This is a genomic window from Pseudoalteromonas sp. MMG010 (assembly GCF_018100905.1).
Classification (GTDB): domain Bacteria; phylum Pseudomonadota; class Gammaproteobacteria; order Enterobacterales; family Alteromonadaceae; genus Pseudoalteromonas.
Genome location: NZ_JAGJEG010000002.1, coordinates 145695 through 164649, shown reverse-complemented (window position 1 = coordinate 164649; position 18955 = coordinate 145695). Strand labels below are relative to the sequence as shown.

Below are 18955 nucleotides of genomic sequence, written 5' to 3'. Positions count from 1 at the left end.
TTCAATTTCACTATTATAAACTTTTAATATAATTAATGACTTTTTCTAAGTCCTCAGGTGTATCAACACCAGCATGAGGTGCAATTTTAGCTTGTTCAATCTTTATTTTATAACCATGGTAAAGAACACGTAATTGCTCTAGTGACTCCAATACTTCTAATGGCGAAATACTCAGTGCGATATATTGTTTAATAAACCCAGCTCTATAAGCATAAATGCCGACATGGCGTTGGAATTGACTTAAATCTAGCTGAGATTTTTTTTCTAACATGCTACTACGATCAAAAGGTATGCTGGCACGAGAAAAGTACAATGCATTTTTATTAATATCACTAATGACTTTCACTGCGTTAGGATTAAAAACCTCATCGTCACACTCAATAGCAACACTTAACGTAGCCATTGGCGCATCATCATCGGTTATTAACTGCGCCACTTGAGAAACATTTTCAGGCGCAAGTAACGGCTCATCACCTTGCACATTAACAATGATTGTCTCATTGGGTAGGTTTAATAAGTCAACTACTTCAGCTAATCGTTCTGTACCAGATTGGTGATCGTCTCGCGTCATAATTACGTCATCTGTAAAGCCTTTAACAATGTCGTAAACTTTTTGATGATCGGTTGCGATAACCACTTTCGACGCCCCCGATAAACATGCTTTTTCATAAACATGCTCAATCATGGGTTTACCACAAATATCAGCCAATGGTTTACCCGGCAAACGACTCGATGCATAACGAGCGGGAATGACGACTATGAATTCCACTGATCAACCTCTTCTTGGCTCAATTCTCGAGCTTCATTTTCAAGTAATACGGGAATATCATCACGTATAGGGTATGCAAGTTTAGCAGCAGTACTGATCAATTCATCATTGGGTTTATCAAATTTAAGCTTTCCTTTACATACAGGACAAGCGATTATTTCAAGTAGTTTTGTATCAAAGGCCATTAAGGATCCCTTTTTGTTTTAATAGTATATTTAACTCATTCACAACGCTCTGTGTCGGCTTTGCATTAACAGGTAAGTAATACCAGTTCGCTTTGGCAAAACCGCGACATTTAACTGCGTCTTTTTCAGTCATGAGTACATAATCATCACCAAATTTTGAGAAATCATCCGCTTTATATGCATAATGATCTCGAAAATGATGTGTAGATAAAAGCGTTATTCCCTGTTGCTGTATCGAATGCTCAAAACGTTTAGGATTACCAATGGCACTGACAACATGGGCTTTTATGCATTTATTTTCTAGTTTTTGTCCGTTATACACACTAATAAAGGCACTGGGCTCAAGTTGATAACTATGTTCACTATTGCCCCCATTTTCAACAACTAAATCAACCTCTTTTAAGCGTTGCTTAGTTTCTCGTAAGGGGCCTGCGGGCATGAGCAACCCATTCCCAAATTGCCTTTGACTATCTACAATGCAACATTCGATAGTACGAGGCATTTTATAATGCTGCATACCATCATCAGAAATGATCACATCAAGTTCAAATTTCTGCTCTAATAATTCTATACTGTGTTGTCTATTTGGCCCAACGGCAATAGGACACTGCAAACGCTGAAACATTAATACAGGTTCATCACCGGCTTCTACTGTGGTACTTTTTTCGGTCACTAAATAAGGATAACTTGGTGCTTGCGCCCCATAACCACGGCTTATAATCCCCACTTTTAAACCTTTAGCGGTTAAATGCGAATAAAGCCACAGTACAAATGGCGTTTTACCATTTCCACCCACTGAAATATTGCCTATAACGATAATCGGGGTATTTGCAGTAAAAGCTCGCAATACATTAAATTTATAAAGCTGCTTTCTTAAGTTAGAAATAAACCAGAATAACGCCGAAAAAGGCAGTAATATCAAGTTTATTAACCCAAAAGGCTTAAACCAACTTTGTTCAATTTTACTCATTATTAATCGCCAAACTGCATTTTACATAACGCTGCATACGTACCCTGATTTGCTAATAACTGCTTATGATCACCACTTTCAATTACACTACCATTATCAATAACATAAATTTTATCACTATGCTCTATAGTCGATAATCGATGCGCTATGACAATAGATGTTTTATTTTTCATTAGGCTATCTAGCGCTTCTTGAATCAGTTTTTCAGATTCAGTATCCAGTGCAGAAGTCGCTTCATCTAAAATTAAAATTGGCGCATCTTTTAAAATGGCTCGCGCAATAGCAATACGCTGACGCTGTCCACCCGAAAGCATCACTCCATTTTCACCCACCATGGTATGTAAACCATCGGGTAAGTCTTTTACAAACTCCCATACATGCGCTTGTTTAGCCACGGCTATTATTTCGTCTTCATTTATATCTCTATCTAACGCATAGCTAATGTTATTTGCAATAGTATCGTTAAATAACACGACCTGCTGCGACACTAGCGCGAACTGACGTCTAAGATCAGTTAACTTATAATCGGCTATCGATATACCATCGAGTTTAATTTCACTACCGGGTTCTAAATCATAATAACGTGGTAATAAATTTGAAATAGTTGACTTGCCTGAACCAGAACGACCCACTAAAGCGATACTTTCACCGGCATGAATTTTTATAGACAGTTTATTTAACACCGGCTCTGATTTTGTTGGGTATTTAAAGGTGACATCTGACACCTCGATTTCGCCTTTGACTTTTGTCACCGACAATGTCCCTGTATCTCTCTCAACTTGTTCATCTAATATCATAAAAATACTTTGCGCTGCTGATATACCACGTTGTAAATCACTATTTACATTTGCAAGCTGCTTTAATGGACGCAGTAACATCATCATAGATGAAATCAGTACCATAAAATCGCCCGACGTAATGGTATCTATCATCGAAGGCATTGAGACTACCCATAAAATTACTGCCATCGCACTGGCAGCCAAAATTTGAATAATAGAGACGCTTAATGCTTTAGTTGCATCCATTTTGATTCGTTGCTGGCGATTATGGTTATTTATTTTTGCAAATTGTTCTATTTCTTGTGTTTGCCCACCAAAGCCATGAATCACTTTGTGACCACTTAACATTTGTTCAGAACTGCGAGTCACTTGGCCCATGGCTGATTGTATATTTTTCGAAATATGTCTAAAGCGCTTTGACACCACAGATACAATAATCGCAACTAATGGAATTATAATCAAAAAGATTAACGATAACTGCCAACTGGTGTAAAACATCACCGCTAATAAAAATACAACAAATGCCCCTTCGCGCACGACGATTAATAATGCTTTTGTAATGGCTTGTTGAACTTGTTCAGTGTCAAAGGTAATTTTAGAAATTAAATCACCGGTTGAGTTTTTATCATGAAATGAAACTGGCAAATGCAAAATGTGTTCAAATAATTGTTGGCGAAGCGCTCTAACAACCTGTGAGCCAACATAACTTAATGTATAAGAAGAAATATAATTAAATATCCCGCGGCCTAATACTAGCGCCACCACAACAAATGGTGCGTATTTTAAAACTTCAGCATTACGTTGATTCAATCCTTGGTCAATAAAAGGTTTCATTAATTGAATAAATAACGCATCCATGGCTGAATAACCAATCATACCTACAACAGCCAAAATTGCCGTCGCTTTATAGGCCCCAACATAAGAGATAAGACGCTTGTATATTTGTGTAGTAGTTTGACTCATAACACTCTCTAAAACCATTTTCAGTGTGTATTGTATCCTTGAGCAAGATAAAACTAAACGTCAATCTTTGATAAACCAATAACTTTCGTCTTCTCTTGCTGTTTCTATAATCAATTTATTAGCAAAAAACTTAATTCTGACTTGCCCATGTTGACCAGTGATATATTGCTTAGCAAAAATTTGATTAAAACGCGCTACAACGTCTTTGTTAGGAAATTGCCATTGCCCTTTATATGCACTCGAATGAATTACAATTGATGGCATAACAGCATTAATAAACGCAGTACTTGAAGATGTTTTTGAGCCATGGTGTGCACTTATTAAAACAGTACTATTTAAATGTTTATTCTCATTTAGCAAATACTTTTCGCGCCGTTTTGAAATATCGCCGGTTAATAAAACACTAAAATGATTATTCGATACACGGATCACACACGAATTATCATTTTTATCTTTTAAGTCAACACTGTTAAAACTTTTAATCTGAACTTGGCTATCTAATACAACCTGCTGTGTAACGCAGTGCTTATCTACTCCTTTAGGATGGAATGTAGCAAAACTTTGTTTATAACCGGCGTTAAGAAAGTGACTTAACCCTCCTCGGTGATCATTATCGCTATGACTTAAAACCGAATAATTCACTGTTAACTGATTCTTTTTAATGTAGGGTAATAAAACATTATTAATACGGCTAAATCGATTAAAATAGCTTGGGCCAAAGTCATACACAAATGCAGAGTTATTTTCTGTTATTAATACCATTAACCCATGGCCTACATCAAAAACATTAAGCTCCCACTGAGCACGTTCAATAAACATCACATTGAACACCCACGTCAATAGTGGGATTAAAATGAGCTTTTTTACAGGGCTTAAGGCAAATAATAAACAAAGATAGCTCATCACAACATCAAACAGCGACATTTTTTCAAATGAATACCATTGCCATTTTTTAGGTATTTGTATTAAGCATTCATATATAAATTGACACCCTGTATCAAGGAGTGTTACAAGCACTGATAAATCCACCATACTACTGATGAGGATCACAACAAATAAAGCAGGCATTAACACAACAGATACAAAGCCGATAGCAATAAGATTAATAATCAACCCGACAATACTTACGCCATTAAAGAAATACAGCGATAATGGTAATAAACCAATAAATAATGCGAGTTGAATAACAAATAACGACACTATACTTCTAAAGGGCCCTGTGTGACCTCCCCCCTTTTTCTCTATTACGAAAAAAATAATGGCTACAGCAATAAAAGAGAAATACAAACCGGGATTAAGTACAGCAAATGGATTAAATAACAGTAAAATAACTAACGCAAATAAGATAGTACGCCAGCGCATTGCGTTTTTCGAAAAATAATAAAGTAATAAATAACAGCCCAACATAAGTAGTGCACGAGATGCAGAGACTAAAAAATCACTCAAATACACATATATAAAGGCCAATAAAAACCCAAAACCACTATACAATATTGATATATTTACATGCTGTGTGAATGAAATATTTAATGATAGAAGTAAATACTTAGCTAGCAAAAAACCAAAGCCAAATACTAAACCAATATGTAACCCAGAAATTGCCAATAAATGACTTAGCCCCAAGTGCTGTAATAGCTCTTTATCGTTGAAGGCTATATGGGATTTATCCCCAGTAAGTAATGCAAAATATAACCAATGTAATTGGGTATTTTTAAATGTATTTATAACATAATTACGATAATTCTCTTTTTGTCCTTTTTCTGAAGCTGTAATTTTTCCCATACTATTATTAACGACTTTCCCCTTGAAAAATATGCGCTGAGTAAATGCGAATATATGCGGATCATAATTAACAAAGTTTTTAATCGTACGGTAAGGTTTTAAAACAACCTCAGCATTAAAACTGTCACCTCGATTAAGTGTAAAGTCATTCGTTATGCTTAATAATGTATGTGGCGCGGTAAATTGATTGAAATGTTTATCTGCTAATACCATGATTTTAGCTTTTACATATTGCGGTGATTGCTGTGAGATAACCTCCGAAACACTTAACCTGACTGTGACTGGTTGATTTTCAGCCAAATCTTCCATGTTAAATTGATAGAAAGTAAAAAAATGTACACCAACAACGCATATAGCGAAAATAAAGCCTAACAATACAAGTGAAAACGGCTTAAAATAGCCCGCTATAAACACAATGGATATTGTAATTATAATAAACTCGACAGTTTGATAATAAAATACAGTGACAAAAATACCTGTAACAAATCCACAGCTTAACAATACAGATGCATATGGTTGCTTTAAATGCCTAAAAAAACGATCCAACGGTTTTTACCCGATCCAAATAAAATAAGACATCACAAGTCACTTCGGATTTTTGGATATCTATTACAAGATGCAAATTTATGGCACTTAAACAGGCGTTCAGCGCGCGGGGCTTTTGCTATTGGCTTATTTTTTGCCTTCATCCCTGTTCCTTTCCAAATGGTTCTTGCTGCTGCTGCAGCGATAATATTTAGAGTAAATCTTCCTATTTCAGTGGTTTTAGTTTGGATCACCAATCCATTAACTATGCCGCCTATTTTTTATTGCTCTTACCTTGTCGGCACATTAGTGCTTAACCAGCCCGAGCAACATTTTGCCTTTCATCCTACATGGGAGTGGTTTGTACAAAGTTTAACGACAATTGGCCCTGCATTTTTAGTCGGCTCATTAGTTTGTGCAACGATTGCTGCAGTCATTGGTTACGTTGGTATAAATTTATTATGGCGCCACTCGGTGTTAAAAGCTAAAGCCGCTAAAAAGAAAAAGTAATTATTTAAGTATAGACAAAAAAACCCAATTTTTTACAATTGGGTTTTTTATCGCAATTAATAAATATAACTAGATTAATTTTTCAGATATATCAATAGGGACAACGGTTAAGAGCGCACGCTGGCCTAGTGCAACATTCGCATTTGGGAAAATGATAGCCTCACCTTCTACATCAGCATAATACGAAGTTTCACCATCAGTTGCTAACAATGCACCTTTGCTAAAGCCGGTAAAGTTTTCAGCATCATCCGAAAAAGGAAAACTAAATATTTCTGCTGTACGATTAATCGTACGATGAACGGTAAATATTTCGAAGTCTGATACATTAAACTCGTAATAATCTACAGTTTCTTGAGTCAACAACCCTATCAGCGTCGATTTTATTTTACTAAATCGAGCCATGTCGTTTTCCCCAAAGGGTTTTACCTGTCCAAGCTCAATAGTAAATGAATCTGCACCATGAACAAATGACGAATAATAACTAAACGTTGTTGCAGATGATTTCATTAATAAAACCGTATTTACGCCACAGCTCAATAAAAATTGAAATTGAGACTTTTTCCATGGTTTACCATGCAGATAGGGATAAACTGCAAATTTTTCGTTTTTTGAACCACGAATAGCGGTATGTAAATCATAATGAAAGCGCTCGCTTTGAGCATCTCCACGAGCATAAAAATCACTGACATACAGTTCTAATTTTTTTGCTCTTATTCGTTCATTATTCATCGCTACACCCGCCATTGTATGGTGGCCATTAAACAAACGATTTAAATTCTCTTCAACAAATCGTAACCCGATATTTATTGATTTTGGATTACCAAAAATAAAAAGGACACGCTGTGTTATAACTAATTCTTCTTTTAATATATTTCGGATTAACTCATCACAAATTTCGATTGGCGCTGTTTCATTACCATGAACTGCACTTGATAAAACAATATCTTTTGTAGTTTTTGTCGTGGGAATAAATTCAATAACGCCCGTATCATGTACTTTAACCAAAGTGCCATTTTTTAATGCAAATTCAGCACTCGCTAAATACCATTCATGTTCGCGAGTTAAAGATAAAAAATCACCGCTATTTTTAAGCTTATCTATATAAGAAGTCGTTTCGCTATTCATAAATAATCCATATTTTGTAAACAAAAAAACGGCTGAAATTTCAGCCGTTTTTATTTAATTTATTGTCGTTAGCTAATCACTGAATCTACCAGTATTTTTGCTTCTTTTTCAAGCAGCGCTAAATGCTCTTCGCCTTTAAACGACTCAAGGTATATTTTATAAATATCCTCAGTGCCTGATGGACGTGCAGCAAACCAACCATTTTCAGTAACCACTTTTAAACCACCAATCGCCGCATTATTGCCAGGCGCATGAGTGAGCTTTTGTAAAATAGGCTCACCTGCCAATGTTTCGGCTTTAACATTATCGGCACTAAGTGCTTTTAAGCGATCTTTTTGCGTACTGCTTGCAGGTGCATCAATACGTTTATAAATAGGTGAACCAAATTCAGCTTCTAATTCTTTATATAAAGCAGAAGGCGTTTTCCCGGTAACCGCTAAAATTTCAGCAGCTAAGAGGCCCATAATAAAGCCGTCTTTGTCAGTACACCATACACTGCCATCAAAACGTAAAAACGCAGCACCAGCACTCTCTTCACCACCAAAGGCGAGTGTCCCTGTGCTTAACCCATCAACAAACCATTTAAAGCCGACAGGCACTTCTTTTACTTTTCGGTTATTTCGAGCCACAACTCTATCAATCATCGAGCTAGATACTAATGTTTTACCGATTTCTACACTGCTATCCCACTGACGGTGGTTTATTAAATAATCAATTGCTACGGCTAAAAAGTGATTTGGGTTCATTAGCCCATCAGGGGTAACAATTCCGTGTCTATCGTAATCAGGGTCATTACCTATCGATAAATCAAACTCATCTTTTAAAGCAATCAGATTACTCATTGCATAAGGTGATGAACAATCCATACGGATTTTGCCGTCTTTATCTAGTGGCATAAAACCAAAGCATGGATCAACTACGTTATTAACCACGGTTAAATCTAAATTATACGTTTTTGCGATAACGGGCCAAAAGTTAATACCTGAACCACCTAAAGGGTCGATACCAATTTTTAGTTTTGCATTGGCAATGGCTTCTAGATTAACGATATTTTTTAAATCATCAATATAAGGCGTCATTAAGTCTTCGTATTTAATAAAGCCAGAACGAGACGCTTTAGCAAAAGGAAATAATTCAACTTCAACTAAATCTTCTAATAGTAATTTGTTTGCTCTGTCTTCAATCCATTTAGTTACATCGGTATCAGCAGGTCCGCCATTAGGTGGATTATACTTAAAGCCACCGTCTTGTGGTGGATTATGCGAAGGTGTAACAACAATACCGTCGGCCACTTCGTTTGGATGTAGTTTGTTATAGCTGACAATCGCATGACTAATGACTGGGGTTGGCGTGTAATCGTCATTTTCTTGCGTGATCACCTGAACTTCATTGGCCACTAAGACTTCGACAGCTGAATTAAAAGCCGCTTCACTTAAAGCATGAGTATCTTTGCCTAAAAATAAGGGGCCAAAAATATCATTTTGCTTTCGATAATCACAAATAGCCTGAGTAATAGCTAAAATATGTGACTCATTAAATTTTACATTTAACGAGCAACCACGATGCCCAGACGTACCAAAAGCAACACAATGCTCAGGGTTAACCTCAAGATCAGGTTCATTTAAATAATACGCCGAAATTAATTTAGGTACATTGATTAATGCTGATTGTGGTGCAGTTTTACCTGCTCCTGGATGAATAGCCATTTAATTTCCTTACAGATAGTCGCGGATTTTCTCTGCTTGCTCTTCGCTATAACCTAAGCTTAAAGCAACTTCATGTAACATCATTTTTTTACGTGTCGTATTAGAATTAGTCATTACCCAATATTCGCTATCGGTAATGTTTTTAGGATTCATACTGCTACCACTATTTACTAACTCTTCTTTGCTGGTGGCAAAATAGACTCGGTCACGCCCTTTTATATCCAAAACGCAGGTAAAACTCGGTTTATGCGTACGATATAAGGCACTTAAAATAAACAAGAATCGACCCACCACCCCTTTTTGCATTGCTAGCTCTTCTTTATTAAGAATGTTAAACACATTTTCATTATCTTGTTTAACAATAACAGCTGCATCTAATGATTTTTTTGCGCTTTTAGCTTGAGTTGATGCGGTGTTAGATGAAGGGATATCAGGTGTGTTAGGGGCCAACTCATTTAAAGTAGAATTTTGATTATTAACACTATTTAGATTTAGTAAACGACGTAAAATAGTAGATGCACTTTCTCCAATGCTTTGCGTATTACTTGCAATATATTGATATAACTCATCGTCTATGTCGATTTTTTTCATGTTTATCCTGAGATTAAGGGTCACATTTATTCTTTGTAGCAGATTATACCCAAACCAATAATAAATGCGAGCAACATGCTTATGTCATAGTTAACTAAAAGAGTTAAATACTCATATTAATAATATTGCTTCGGCTTTTTAGCAATAAATGAGCAAATAAGACAAATTAAAGTACTTAGAGCAACAATGACACCCGCTTGAAAAATAAGATCAATACTATGTAAACTATGTTTAGGGGCTACAACGAGAAAAAACACCGGTAATATACTGACAATCGCAACATAAAAAGTGATCTTAAATGCTCTTAAAAAATCAAAGCGTTTAGATTGTTGCATCCATATTGTTAACAAACCTAATAAAACTAAACTTGCAACCGCAAAAAAATAAGGCGTTTGCGTACTAACCGCAACATAAAACGTGCTAAATGCACCAACAATGGCCCAGATTGACCATGCTAGCCAGTTTTCTTTTTCTTTTAGAAATAAATTACCCATAGTGTTTAAACTTCTTTTATTTTTAGAGTTTTTAATCGTTAAATAACTATTGAAATTGACGAAATAATCAATGCCATTTCATCATACTTATATAATAGATAGCTTACAATAATGTAAACTTATACAGTAAAATGTTAATCAACGCTTTTAATTGACCAAAATAGCATCAATTAGTTCACTATAACGGATGCTATTCACAAAAATAGCTCGCGAATAATCCAGAGTAACCACACTTATAAATCAGTAAAATAGTGCTCGGCCTTATGACGTGGAGACTTTTTGCACGAAACTTCAGGGGTTCCTAAATATAAATACCCTACAATTTCATCGTCAACTGATAGGTTTAACGCTTCTTTTACCGCACTACTTTGAGCAAAATACCCCGTACGCCATATCCCTCCTAACCCTTGTGCAAATGCGGCTTGCTGCATCGCCAAAACGCTACATGCCGCACTTTGTACTTGCTCAATACGAGGTACTTTTGGGTGTGATTGATATTTAGCAATAGCGATAATGATCATAGGTGCGCGCAAAGGTAACTCTTTAGCACGATTAATTGTTTTTTCTTCTTGTTGCTCTAATTGCGCACTTTTATAATAAATGTCACCTAATGTATGTCGTGCTTCGCCCTGTACTATAATAAATTGCCAAGGCGCAATACACCCATGGTCAGGGACACGCAAAGCAGCACGTTTAATTATATCTAATTGGCTTGCACAAGGACCAGGCGTTGTTAACTTAGCATCAGATTGGCGGTGTAAAAGCAGTTCTATCGCATCCATAACATTCTCTAATAATACAAAAAATATAGGGTATCATTTAAAGAGATCACAAATCATTATGAAACTGCCCGTTAGCCGTTTTTTTTCAGTTACTGTTTCTGTTTAACTATTAAATAAAGCCAGTAATCAAAGCTAACAAAGCGTCCACCACCGGTAAAAAACAAACTTAATAACATCGCAAAATACATAGCCGAAAATTCTATTCCGTTATTTAAAATGACCGGATTTCCTTTTTCATATAAGTATTGCGTATTTCCGTGTTCTTGAACAATGTCACGAATAATCGTCATTCTTTGTTTTACTGCTAACGAGTTTTCCAAGCTTTCTTTGGCACCTGGAATTGCAAACCATTCTAATGCCTGTGCAGCACTGGTTGTGGGGTTAGTTGGCGCAACAGCAAACCAACCATTATGCCAATGCACCGTTGTTGCAGCAACCACCATAGTAAACATTAATGGAATACTTACCAATCGGGTAAATAACCCAAAGAGCAATAACCAGCCACCAATAAACTCACTCCAACCTGCTAAAAAAGCGAGTAAACTAGGAAAAGGTAAGCCCAAGCCCCATTCGCTATTTCCAAACCACTGTATAACATCGTTAGAGGCTAAGAAAAAATCGATAAAACCAGTAGGTTCTCCGCTCATAGCGAGTTTATTAAAACCAGCAATAATCATTACCGGTGCCAAAATTAAACGCAGTAATAAAGCTGGGACCCCATCTAAAAAACTGAGTTTTTTTATACTTACCTGATATAAATTAATAATATTTTTTGTCATTGCGATCTTCCTATTTTGCATTTATTTATAGTGCATAAATAGCAAGACCGCCTGTTATTTTATGTCATTGCACATATTTAAATCGTTTAAATTTTAATTGCTACTTGCAAAGCTTCATAAATGGCTCGTTTTGCATCAATAGCAGATGCTAATTTAGCGCCACCAATGATATGTACATTCGCATTTTCTTTATGCTCAGCCATACACTCACTATTTGAGACTTGCCCAATACAGGCAATAACAGTATCAACCACTAATGTTTGCTTTTTTCCTGCAACAGAAATAGTTAATCCATTTTTATCAAAGCGTTGATACTGACATTGTGCAATTTGAGTAACATTATGTTGCTTGGCGACTTGTCGGTGTATCCACCCTGTCGTTTTACCTAGTTCACTGCCAAAACGTCCTTCGCTACGTTTTAACATATAAAGCTCATAAGGGGCTTTATGCGTTGTTACTTCACACTCTATTCCCCATTGTGACTTAAAGTCATCGATACTTTGATTCTTTTGCTCAGTTAAAAATGCAACCATATCAAACCCAATTCCCCCGGCGCCTAATATAGCAATCGATTGACCTAATTGAACTTCACCGCGAATAACTTCATCATAAGAATAAACACGTTTATCATCTGCACACGCAATATTTGCTTCACGAGGTCTTACGCCAGTGGCAAATACAACATCGTCATATTCATTAAGCATCGTATTTTCAAACTCTGTTGAAAGCAGCAGTTTTACCTTTAAACGTTTAAGTTCATTAATAAAATAAGTTAAGGTGTAATTGAAGTCTTCTTTACCGGGTATCTGCATGGCTAAGTTAAACTGGCCACCCATTTCACTTTTTTTCTCTATTAACGTCACGTTATGGCCTTTTTTTGCTAGATAACAACTTGCCGATAAGCCAGCAGGTCCAGCCCCAACCACTAACACATTTTTTACGGTTGCCGTTTTGTTTAATGGATAATCTAGCTCAAAGGCAGCTTGTGGATTTACCAAGCAAGTTGCGCGCTTATTTTTAAACACATGATCTAAACATCCTTGATTACAGCCAATACATACATTTATTTCTTTACTTTTATCTGCATCGTATTTATTAAAAAAATCAGGGTCGGCCAGTAAAGGACGGGCCATTGAAATTAAATCAGCTTCATTTGCTGCCAATATCGCATTTGCAATATCGGGAGTATTGATTCGGTTTACAGCAATAACAGGGATATTAACAACCTCTTTAAGTCGTTTAGATGCTTCTTTAAATGCCCCCGCTGGTACCATACTCGCTATCGTAGGTACACGCGCTTCATGCCACCCTATACCGGTATTAAATATATCAACCCCTGCTTTTTCTAGGGCAATTGCTTGCTGTGTCACTTCATCGGCTGTAGAGCCATTTGGAATTAAATCGATTACCGACAACCTAAAAATAATTAAAAACGAAGCCGATACTTTTTCTCTCACCGTATTCACGATTTCAAGTGCTAATCGCATTCGGTTTTCTAAACTTCCCCCGTAATTATCGCTACGTTTATTGGTATGGGGAGCCATAAACTCATTGATTAAATACCCCTCCGAACCCATAATTTCGACACCGTCATACCCTGCTTTTTCGGCCATATATGCAGAATGAGCAAAATCTTTGATCGTTTTCTTTATTGAACTAACGCTCATTTCTTTTGGTTTGTAAGGATTTATCGGCGCTTTAATAGCACTTGGCGCTTGATTAAATGGGTGATAAGCGTATCGGCCAGCATGTAGAAGCTGTAAACAAATTTTACCCCCTTCTTTATGTACTGCATCGGTATACGCTTTATGTTTAAATACATCATAGTAACTATTAAATGACGATGAAATTGGGGTAAGTTTACCACGAAGGTTAGGGCTGTAGCCGCCGGTGATAATTAACGCCACGCCCCCTTTTGCTCGAGCCTTGTAAAATTCACGAAGACGCTTTCGATTATGCCAGCCTTCTTCTAAACCGGTATGCATTGATCCCATTACTAAACGGTTTTTTAAATGTGTGTGTTTTAATTTTAATTGTTGTTCTAACATTGTCATGCCCCAATAACTGGTCTTACCTGTATTAATTATAATATTGCTTTAATAACTACCAAGAAGCAATAAAAGCGTCAGAATAATTCATTTAAATCTCACTTATAAACACTTCGTTACGATTTAACTATTAAATAAACTGATTTTCTACGATAAGATGAAATGAATATAATAGTCACAAAAATTAAGGAGCTATTTTGATAGCTAAGTTTTTTAAAGGTATTTGGGTTGGTTTAAACTTTTCTCGCCGCTTACTTCTCAATATTTTATTTTTAATATTAATTGTTTTTTTCTTTATTGCTATTAGCAGTGATGACGACACCATTGTTATCGAAGATAATTCCGTTTTACGTTTAAACTTAAACGGTACTATTGTTGAAGAAAAAACATATGTAGATCCAGTATCGGCAGCCATTAATGATGCCACTGCTAACAACGATCAACCGGCAGAAATTTTATTAGATGATATTGTCGATGTAATAAAAGCAGCAGCAAATGATACTCGTATTAGTATTTTACTTCTCGATTTACAAGAAATGCCAAAGGCTCATTTAAATAAATTGAAACAAATTACTGATGCCATCGATATCTTTAAGCAAACCGGTAAACAAGTAATTGCAACTGGTTATTATTATACCCAAGCCCAATATTATATTGCTGCACACGCCGATGAAATATCTATGCACCCTTATGGCAGCATTGGAATTGAAGGCTTTGGTGTATACCCAATGTACTTTAAAGAAGCATTAGAAAAATTAAAAGTCACCCAGCATATATTTAGAGTAGGTACATTTAAATCGGCTGTAGAGCCTTTTATTCGTAACACCATGTCTGATGCTGCAAAAGAGGCTAATAAAGTATGGCTCTCTGCTTTATGGACACAATACAAACATGATGTTGCTGCAAATAGACCATTTGATGAATCTAATTTCATAGAAACCTTAGATCAACTCCAAGAAAAAATGAGTGAAGTTTCAGGCGACTATGGTAAATTTGCTTTGGAGAATAAATGGGTTGATTCGTTAAAATCAAATCAGCAAATACGCCAGCAACTAATTGATTTAGTAGGGACTGAAGAGACAGGTAAAACATTTAAACAAATTTCGTTTAATGATTATTTAGCCGTCGTAAAACCCCCCATTGTTTTTGATAACCCAATCACAGAAAAAATCGCGGTGGTTGTTGCAAAAGGCACCATTGTTGATGGTGAGCGCCCTGCCGGTGAAATTGGAGGCGATTCTACAGCGAAGTTACTTCGTGAAGCGCGTTTTGATGATAAAGTTAAAGCCGTGGTATTAAGAATTGATTCCGGTGGTGGCAGCATGTTTGCATCAGAGGTAATTCGTGCTGAAGTGCTTGCTTTAAAAGCCGCAGGAAAACCGGTGATTGCATCAATGAGTTCAGTCGCTGCCTCTGGTGGTTATTGGATTGCTTCTGCTGCAAATGAAATTTGGGCAGCACCAAGTACAATTACAGGTTCAATTGGTGTGTTTGGTAGCTTTATGACCTTTGAAAATTCGCTTGCAGAGCTAGGCGTTTATTCTGATGGTGTAGCAACAACTGAACTTGCCGGTTTATCTATCGTACGCCCTTTAGATGATAAAATGGCGCAGATTATTCAATTAAGCATAGAGCAAGCATATTCTCGATTTTTAGAAGTCGTTGCAGATGCTCGTAATATGACACCAGAGCAAGTTGATAAAATTGCCCAAGGGCGTGTTTGGATTGCATCACAAGCTCAAAAGTTAGGCCTCATTGATAAATTAGGTAATAAGCAAGATGCTATCGAAGCTGCCGCAGCACTTGCTCAACTTGATAATTACGAAGTTAAGACAATAAAACAAAGCTTAAGCCCGCAGCAACAAATGCTACAAGAAATATTAGGTACGGCCGCTGTCAAGTCGGTTATCAACTCACATAACCCTATGAGCTCGATGCTTAGTAAAAATACAAATATTAAAGGGGTACTTAATCATTTAACTGAGCAAGTAAATAGCCTTGATGACTTTAATGACCCTCAAGGTATCTATGCACGCTGCTTAGTGTGTAAAGTTACACAATGATAACGCGGTACATTAACACCACGGTGATTTAAAGCTATACTAAGCCCAGTTTTTTTACTGGGCTTTTTTATGAAACGCAAACGTATTTATATCGCTTATACCGGCGGTACTATTGGTATGAAAAAATCAAGCCGAGGTTATATCCCCGCTGATGGTTTTTTAACTCAAACGGTTGAGAATAACGCTGAATTTACGCGTGATGAAATGCCGTTATTTGATATTCACGAATACTCACCGCTTATAGACTCATCAGATATGTCCCCTGCCCATTGGCAATTGATTGCGGATGATATTCAAAGTAAATATCAGCAGTACGATGGCTTTGTTGTATTGCACGGCACCGATACAATGGCATATACCGCCTCGGCGTTGTCATTTATGTTTGAAAATTTAACAAAGCCCGTGATTGTAACTGGCTCTCAAATCCCCCTGTCTGAATTACGCTCTGACGGGCAAGTTAATTTATTAAACGCTATGTTTTTAGCGGCAAACTACCCGATTGCAGAAGTTAGTTTGTTTTTTAATAATCAACTATTTAGAGGAAATCGCGCCACTAAAGCACACGCTGACGGTTTTAATGCGTTTACTTCACCTAACTTAGACCCTCTTGCTTTATCAGGGATTAATATAAAGCTTATTCAAGGGCAATTAAGCCCCTATGTCGACAATAAATTACAAGTCACTAAAATTACACCTCAAGCTATTGGCGTACTCTATTTATATCCTGGGATCAGTAAAGATGTAGTAAAGAGCTTAGTGAATGACAATATAAAGGCGCTCGTGTTACTCAGCTTTGGTGTGGGTAATGCCCCGCAAGATCCCGCATTTTTATCTATATTAAGTGATGCTTACAAGCGGGGGATGTGTATTATTAATTTAACCCAATGTTTAAAAGGTCATGTAAATATGGGGGGCTATGCAACGGGTAATGCTCTGTTAAATATAGGTGTGATCAGTGGGTACGATATGACACTTGAAGCCTGTTTAACAAAATTACATTATTTATTTAGTCAAAAGCTAGAAATAGAAACTATCCGTCATTTAATGCAAGATAACTTACGTGGTGAACTAACTCGTTAATTTTTTAAAGCCAATAAAAAAGCACGCTTAGCAGCGTGCTTTTAAAACAAAATGGCTTAATAATTAACGTACTTTTGCGTCAATATCAACCAAGTCAGTTAAATGACAAGACTCACCACCATGGGTTTTAATACCATGTTCGCCAAAGTAATCACGTTGTGCTTGTACTAAATGACCATTACTTGAAGTGGTTAAAGTGGCAATGTAGGTTTGTGTTGCACTTAACACTGGAAATGCTAAACCTGTCATCATCGCCTGAGCAGTAATTTTACGCAGCGCTAATGCTTCTTGCTCCAGTGAATCAATATATTCAACACCCTGCTCTACACTATCTAGGTAGTCTGCACGAATAATACAACCTGCACGCCAAGTTTGTAATGTTTTAGATAAGTCGACTTTCCATTGATGAGTGCGCGAAGCACCTTTAATTAACGCTAATCCCTGACGGTAAGCCGATAAACTCGCTAACGTAAATGCTTGCTTTAATTCATCAAGATCAATTTCAACTGACGATGTTGTTTTCTCGGCGTAAGTCATTTCTTTTGCGGCGGTGGTATCGCCAGCATTAGTTAAATGACGAGCTTGCACAGCTGCCACTAATGAAGGAACCGCAATACCTAATTCAAGCGCATTTTGTGCAGTCCACAGTCCAGTTCCTTTCGCGCCAACTTTATTATCAATTAAATCAACTAAGGCTTCGTTATTGTTGGTTTCAAGCGTTAAAATATGACTAGAAATTGCTAATAAGTAACTATTTAACTCACCTTGAGCCCATTCGTTAAATACCTCAGCAACTTGCTTTGGTGTACGCCCAGTGCCTAAACGGAGTAATTGATAAATTTCTGCGATTAACTGCATCAGCGCATATTCAATACCGTTATGTACCATTTTTACAAAATGACCACTTGCCGATTGACCCACTCGCGCAAAACACGACTCACCCTGATAACTTGCCGCTACTTTTTCAAACCAAGGTGAAATACGCTCCCAGCCACCTTCAGAGCCACTGGCCATCATTGCCGGCCCGTGTCGAGCACCTTCGGCACCACCAGAAATACCCATGGTGGCAAATTCAAATTTATTTTGATATTTAAGTTTGCGTGAAATGCCGTCTTTATAATTACTATTACCACAATCGACGATAATATCGCTTGAAGCCACGCCCGCTTCTATTAATTGATTGCACACTAAATCAACTAACTCACCGGCAGGAACTAATAATAAAATAGAGCGAGGGGTATCTAAACGCCTAACCATATCCCCTAAATCTGAAACAATATGTAGACGCTCAGCTGTGCCTTGAGTTTTTGCACAACTTAATAACTCTTCTCCCGCGTGTGGATTTTTGTCATAAGCGACCAGTGTAATGCCTTTTTCAATCAAGTTTAGGGCAAGATTTTTACCCATAACGCCTAACCCTACTAATGCAACTTGCATTTAGTGTCCTCCTCGGTAACAACTATTTGGTTAGTGAATTAAATAATACCGGAGGCAGTATACTTATCTAGCTCAAAAATTGCGAATAAAGATACAATAATTCAATGTTTTTAAGGCAAATTTTATAATCAAAATTAAAATACGTATTGTTTAAAAATTTAACGCATAAAACGTGAGTTTACCTCGTTAAAAAACTGTTAAATAAACAGCTGTAAGCATGATTATAATTGCTTTTTATATTGACCATCCTTGACACCGGTGTCATAATATTGCAACAAAAATTTTGTATAAATAAACACAAGATTTATAATTGTTTTGTAATTTTTTTGCTATGTTCTTTATTCATTTTATTATTTGTTTGCTTTAA

General features: G+C 36.6%; 16 protein-coding genes. 3 read left to right on the top strand and 13 right to left on the bottom strand.

The features are described 5' to 3' along the window. Positions 1–13: 13 nt before the first annotated feature. From kdsB to J8L70_RS03685, 5 genes are read right to left on the bottom strand one after another with little or no spacing between them, the layout of a single operon-like run. Positions 14–769 (bottom strand): 3-deoxy-manno-octulosonate cytidylyltransferase, encoded by a 756-nt coding sequence (gene kdsB / locus J8L70_RS03705; protein ID WP_211054132.1) that lies wholly within the window; start codon positions 767–769, stop codon positions 14–16. Further along, entirely contained in the window at positions 757–954 is a 198-nt protein-coding gene (locus J8L70_RS03700; RefSeq protein WP_211054131.1) for a Trm112 family protein, read from the bottom strand. The genes kdsB and J8L70_RS03700 overlap by 13 nt, the downstream gene beginning before the upstream one ends. Continuing rightward, a complete protein-coding gene (lpxK, locus tag J8L70_RS03695) occupies positions 944–1924 on the bottom strand; it encodes a tetraacyldisaccharide 4'-kinase (protein ID WP_211054130.1) in 981 nt (326 codons plus the stop codon). The genes J8L70_RS03700 and lpxK overlap by 11 nt, the downstream gene beginning before the upstream one ends. A gap of 2 nt (positions 1925–1926) precedes the next feature. Continuing rightward, a complete protein-coding gene (gene msbA, locus J8L70_RS03690) occupies positions 1927–3666 on the bottom strand; it encodes a lipid A export permease/ATP-binding protein MsbA (protein WP_211054129.1) in 1740 nt (579 codons plus the stop codon). Positions 3667–3726: 60 nt separating this feature from the next. Continuing rightward, positions 3727–5757 carry a DNA internalization-related competence protein ComEC/Rec2 gene (locus J8L70_RS03685; RefSeq protein WP_348772128.1) on the bottom strand — a complete coding sequence of 677 codons (2031 nt, stop codon included), beginning with the start codon at positions 5755–5757 and terminating at the stop codon, positions 3727–3729. A 216-nt stretch (positions 5758–5973) separates the two neighbouring features. Between J8L70_RS03685 and J8L70_RS03680 the strand changes: the two genes are divergently transcribed. Further along, positions 5974–6483, top strand: a complete 510-nt coding sequence (locus J8L70_RS03680) for a DUF2062 domain-containing protein (RefSeq protein WP_211054127.1) — start codon at positions 5974–5976, stop codon at positions 6481–6483. 69 nt (positions 6484–6552) lie between these two features. On the opposite strand, the gene astE is transcribed toward J8L70_RS03680, so the two are convergent. From astE to J8L70_RS03645, 7 genes are all read right to left on the bottom strand, one after another. Further along, a complete protein-coding gene (astE, locus tag J8L70_RS03675; protein ID WP_211054126.1) occupies positions 6553–7608 on the bottom strand; it encodes a succinylglutamate desuccinylase in 1056 nt (351 codons plus the stop codon). A gap of 68 nt (positions 7609–7676) precedes the next feature. Further along, positions 7677–9314, bottom strand: a complete 1638-nt coding sequence (gene pgm, locus J8L70_RS03670; RefSeq protein WP_211054125.1) for a phosphoglucomutase (alpha-D-glucose-1,6-bisphosphate-dependent) — start codon at positions 9312–9314, stop codon at positions 7677–7679. Between the two features lie 9 nt (positions 9315–9323). After that, positions 9324–9905: a replication initiation negative regulator SeqA gene (seqA, locus tag J8L70_RS03665; RefSeq protein WP_211054124.1), complete on the bottom strand. Its 582-nt coding sequence runs from the start codon at positions 9903–9905 to the stop codon at positions 9324–9326. 116 nt (positions 9906–10021) lie between these two features. Beyond that, positions 10022–10399: a hypothetical protein gene (locus tag J8L70_RS03660; RefSeq protein WP_211054123.1), complete on the bottom strand. Its 378-nt coding sequence runs from the start codon at positions 10397–10399 to the stop codon at positions 10022–10024. Positions 10400–10632: 233 nt separating this feature from the next. Further along, positions 10633–11181, bottom strand: coding sequence for an NAD(P)H nitroreductase (locus tag J8L70_RS03655; RefSeq protein ID WP_211054122.1), 549 nt, complete (start codon positions 11179–11181; stop codon positions 10633–10635). Positions 11182–11270: 89 nt separating this feature from the next. Further along, a complete protein-coding gene (locus J8L70_RS03650; protein WP_211054121.1) occupies positions 11271–11960 on the bottom strand; it encodes a DoxX family protein in 690 nt (229 codons plus the stop codon). Positions 11961–12046: 86 nt separating this feature from the next. Then, positions 12047–14008: an NADPH-dependent 2,4-dienoyl-CoA reductase gene (locus J8L70_RS03645; RefSeq protein WP_211054120.1), complete on the bottom strand. Its 1962-nt coding sequence runs from the start codon at positions 14006–14008 to the stop codon at positions 12047–12049. Between the two features lie 197 nt (positions 14009–14205). Here J8L70_RS03645 and sppA point away from each other — a divergent pair, with 197 nt between their 5' ends. Both sppA and ansA read left to right on the top strand, forming a co-directional pair. Next, complete coding sequence (gene sppA, locus J8L70_RS03640; protein ID WP_211054119.1) at positions 14206–16071, top strand: signal peptide peptidase SppA; 1866 nt, start codon at positions 14206–14208, stop codon at positions 16069–16071. Between the two features lie 69 nt (positions 16072–16140). Next, entirely contained in the window at positions 16141–17151 is a 1011-nt protein-coding gene (gene ansA, locus J8L70_RS03635; protein ID WP_211054118.1) for an asparaginase, read from the top strand. 63 nt (positions 17152–17214) lie between these two features. Here the strand turns inward: ansA and gndA are convergent, their stop codons facing one another. Then, positions 17215–18588 carry an NADP-dependent phosphogluconate dehydrogenase gene (gene gndA, locus J8L70_RS03630; protein WP_211054117.1) on the bottom strand — a complete coding sequence of 458 codons (1374 nt, stop codon included), beginning with the start codon at positions 18586–18588 and terminating at the stop codon, positions 17215–17217. Positions 18589–18955 lie beyond the last annotated feature (367 nt).

Excerpts from the sequence above, each read along its gene's own strand:
- lpxK (WP_211054130.1), bottom strand. The coding sequence starts at position 1,924 with ATGAGTAAAATTGAACAAAGTTGGTTTAAGCCTTTTGGGTTAATAAAC.
- astE (WP_211054126.1), bottom strand. The coding sequence starts at position 7,608 with ATGAATAGCGAAACGACTTCTTATATAGATAAGCTTAAAAATAGCGGT.
- J8L70_RS03660 (WP_211054123.1), bottom strand. The coding sequence starts at position 10,399 with ATGGGTAATTTATTTCTAAAAGAAAAAGAAAACTGGCTAGCATGGTCA.
- ansA (WP_211054118.1), top strand. The coding sequence starts at position 16,141 with ATGAAACGCAAACGTATTTATATCGCTTATACCGGCGGTACTATTGGT.
- seqA (WP_211054124.1), bottom strand. The coding sequence starts at position 9,905 with ATGAAAAAAATCGACATAGACGATGAGTTATATCAATATATTGCAAGT.
- J8L70_RS03700 (WP_211054131.1), bottom strand. The coding sequence starts at position 954 with ATGGCCTTTGATACAAAACTACTTGAAATAATCGCTTGTCCTGTATGT.
- J8L70_RS03650 (WP_211054121.1), bottom strand. The coding sequence starts at position 11,960 with ATGACAAAAAATATTATTAATTTATATCAGGTAAGTATAAAAAAACTC.
- J8L70_RS03645 (WP_211054120.1), bottom strand. The coding sequence starts at position 14,008 with ATGTTAGAACAACAATTAAAATTAAAACACACACATTTAAAAAACCGT.
- J8L70_RS03685 (WP_348772128.1), bottom strand. The coding sequence starts at position 5,757 with ATGGAAGATTTGGCTGAAAATCAACCAGTCACAGTCAGGTTAAGTGTT.
- pgm (WP_211054125.1), bottom strand. The coding sequence starts at position 9,314 with ATGGCTATTCATCCAGGAGCAGGTAAAACTGCACCACAATCAGCATTA.
- J8L70_RS03680 (WP_211054127.1), top strand. The coding sequence starts at position 5,974 with ATGCCTAAAAAAACGATCCAACGGTTTTTACCCGATCCAAATAAAATA.
- msbA (WP_211054129.1), bottom strand. The coding sequence starts at position 3,666 with ATGAGTCAAACTACTACACAAATATACAAGCGTCTTATCTCTTATGTT.
- J8L70_RS03655 (WP_211054122.1), bottom strand. The coding sequence starts at position 11,181 with ATGGATGCGATAGAACTGCTTTTACACCGCCAATCTGATGCTAAGTTA.
- gndA (WP_211054117.1), bottom strand. The coding sequence starts at position 18,588 with ATGCAAGTTGCATTAGTAGGGTTAGGCGTTATGGGTAAAAATCTTGCC.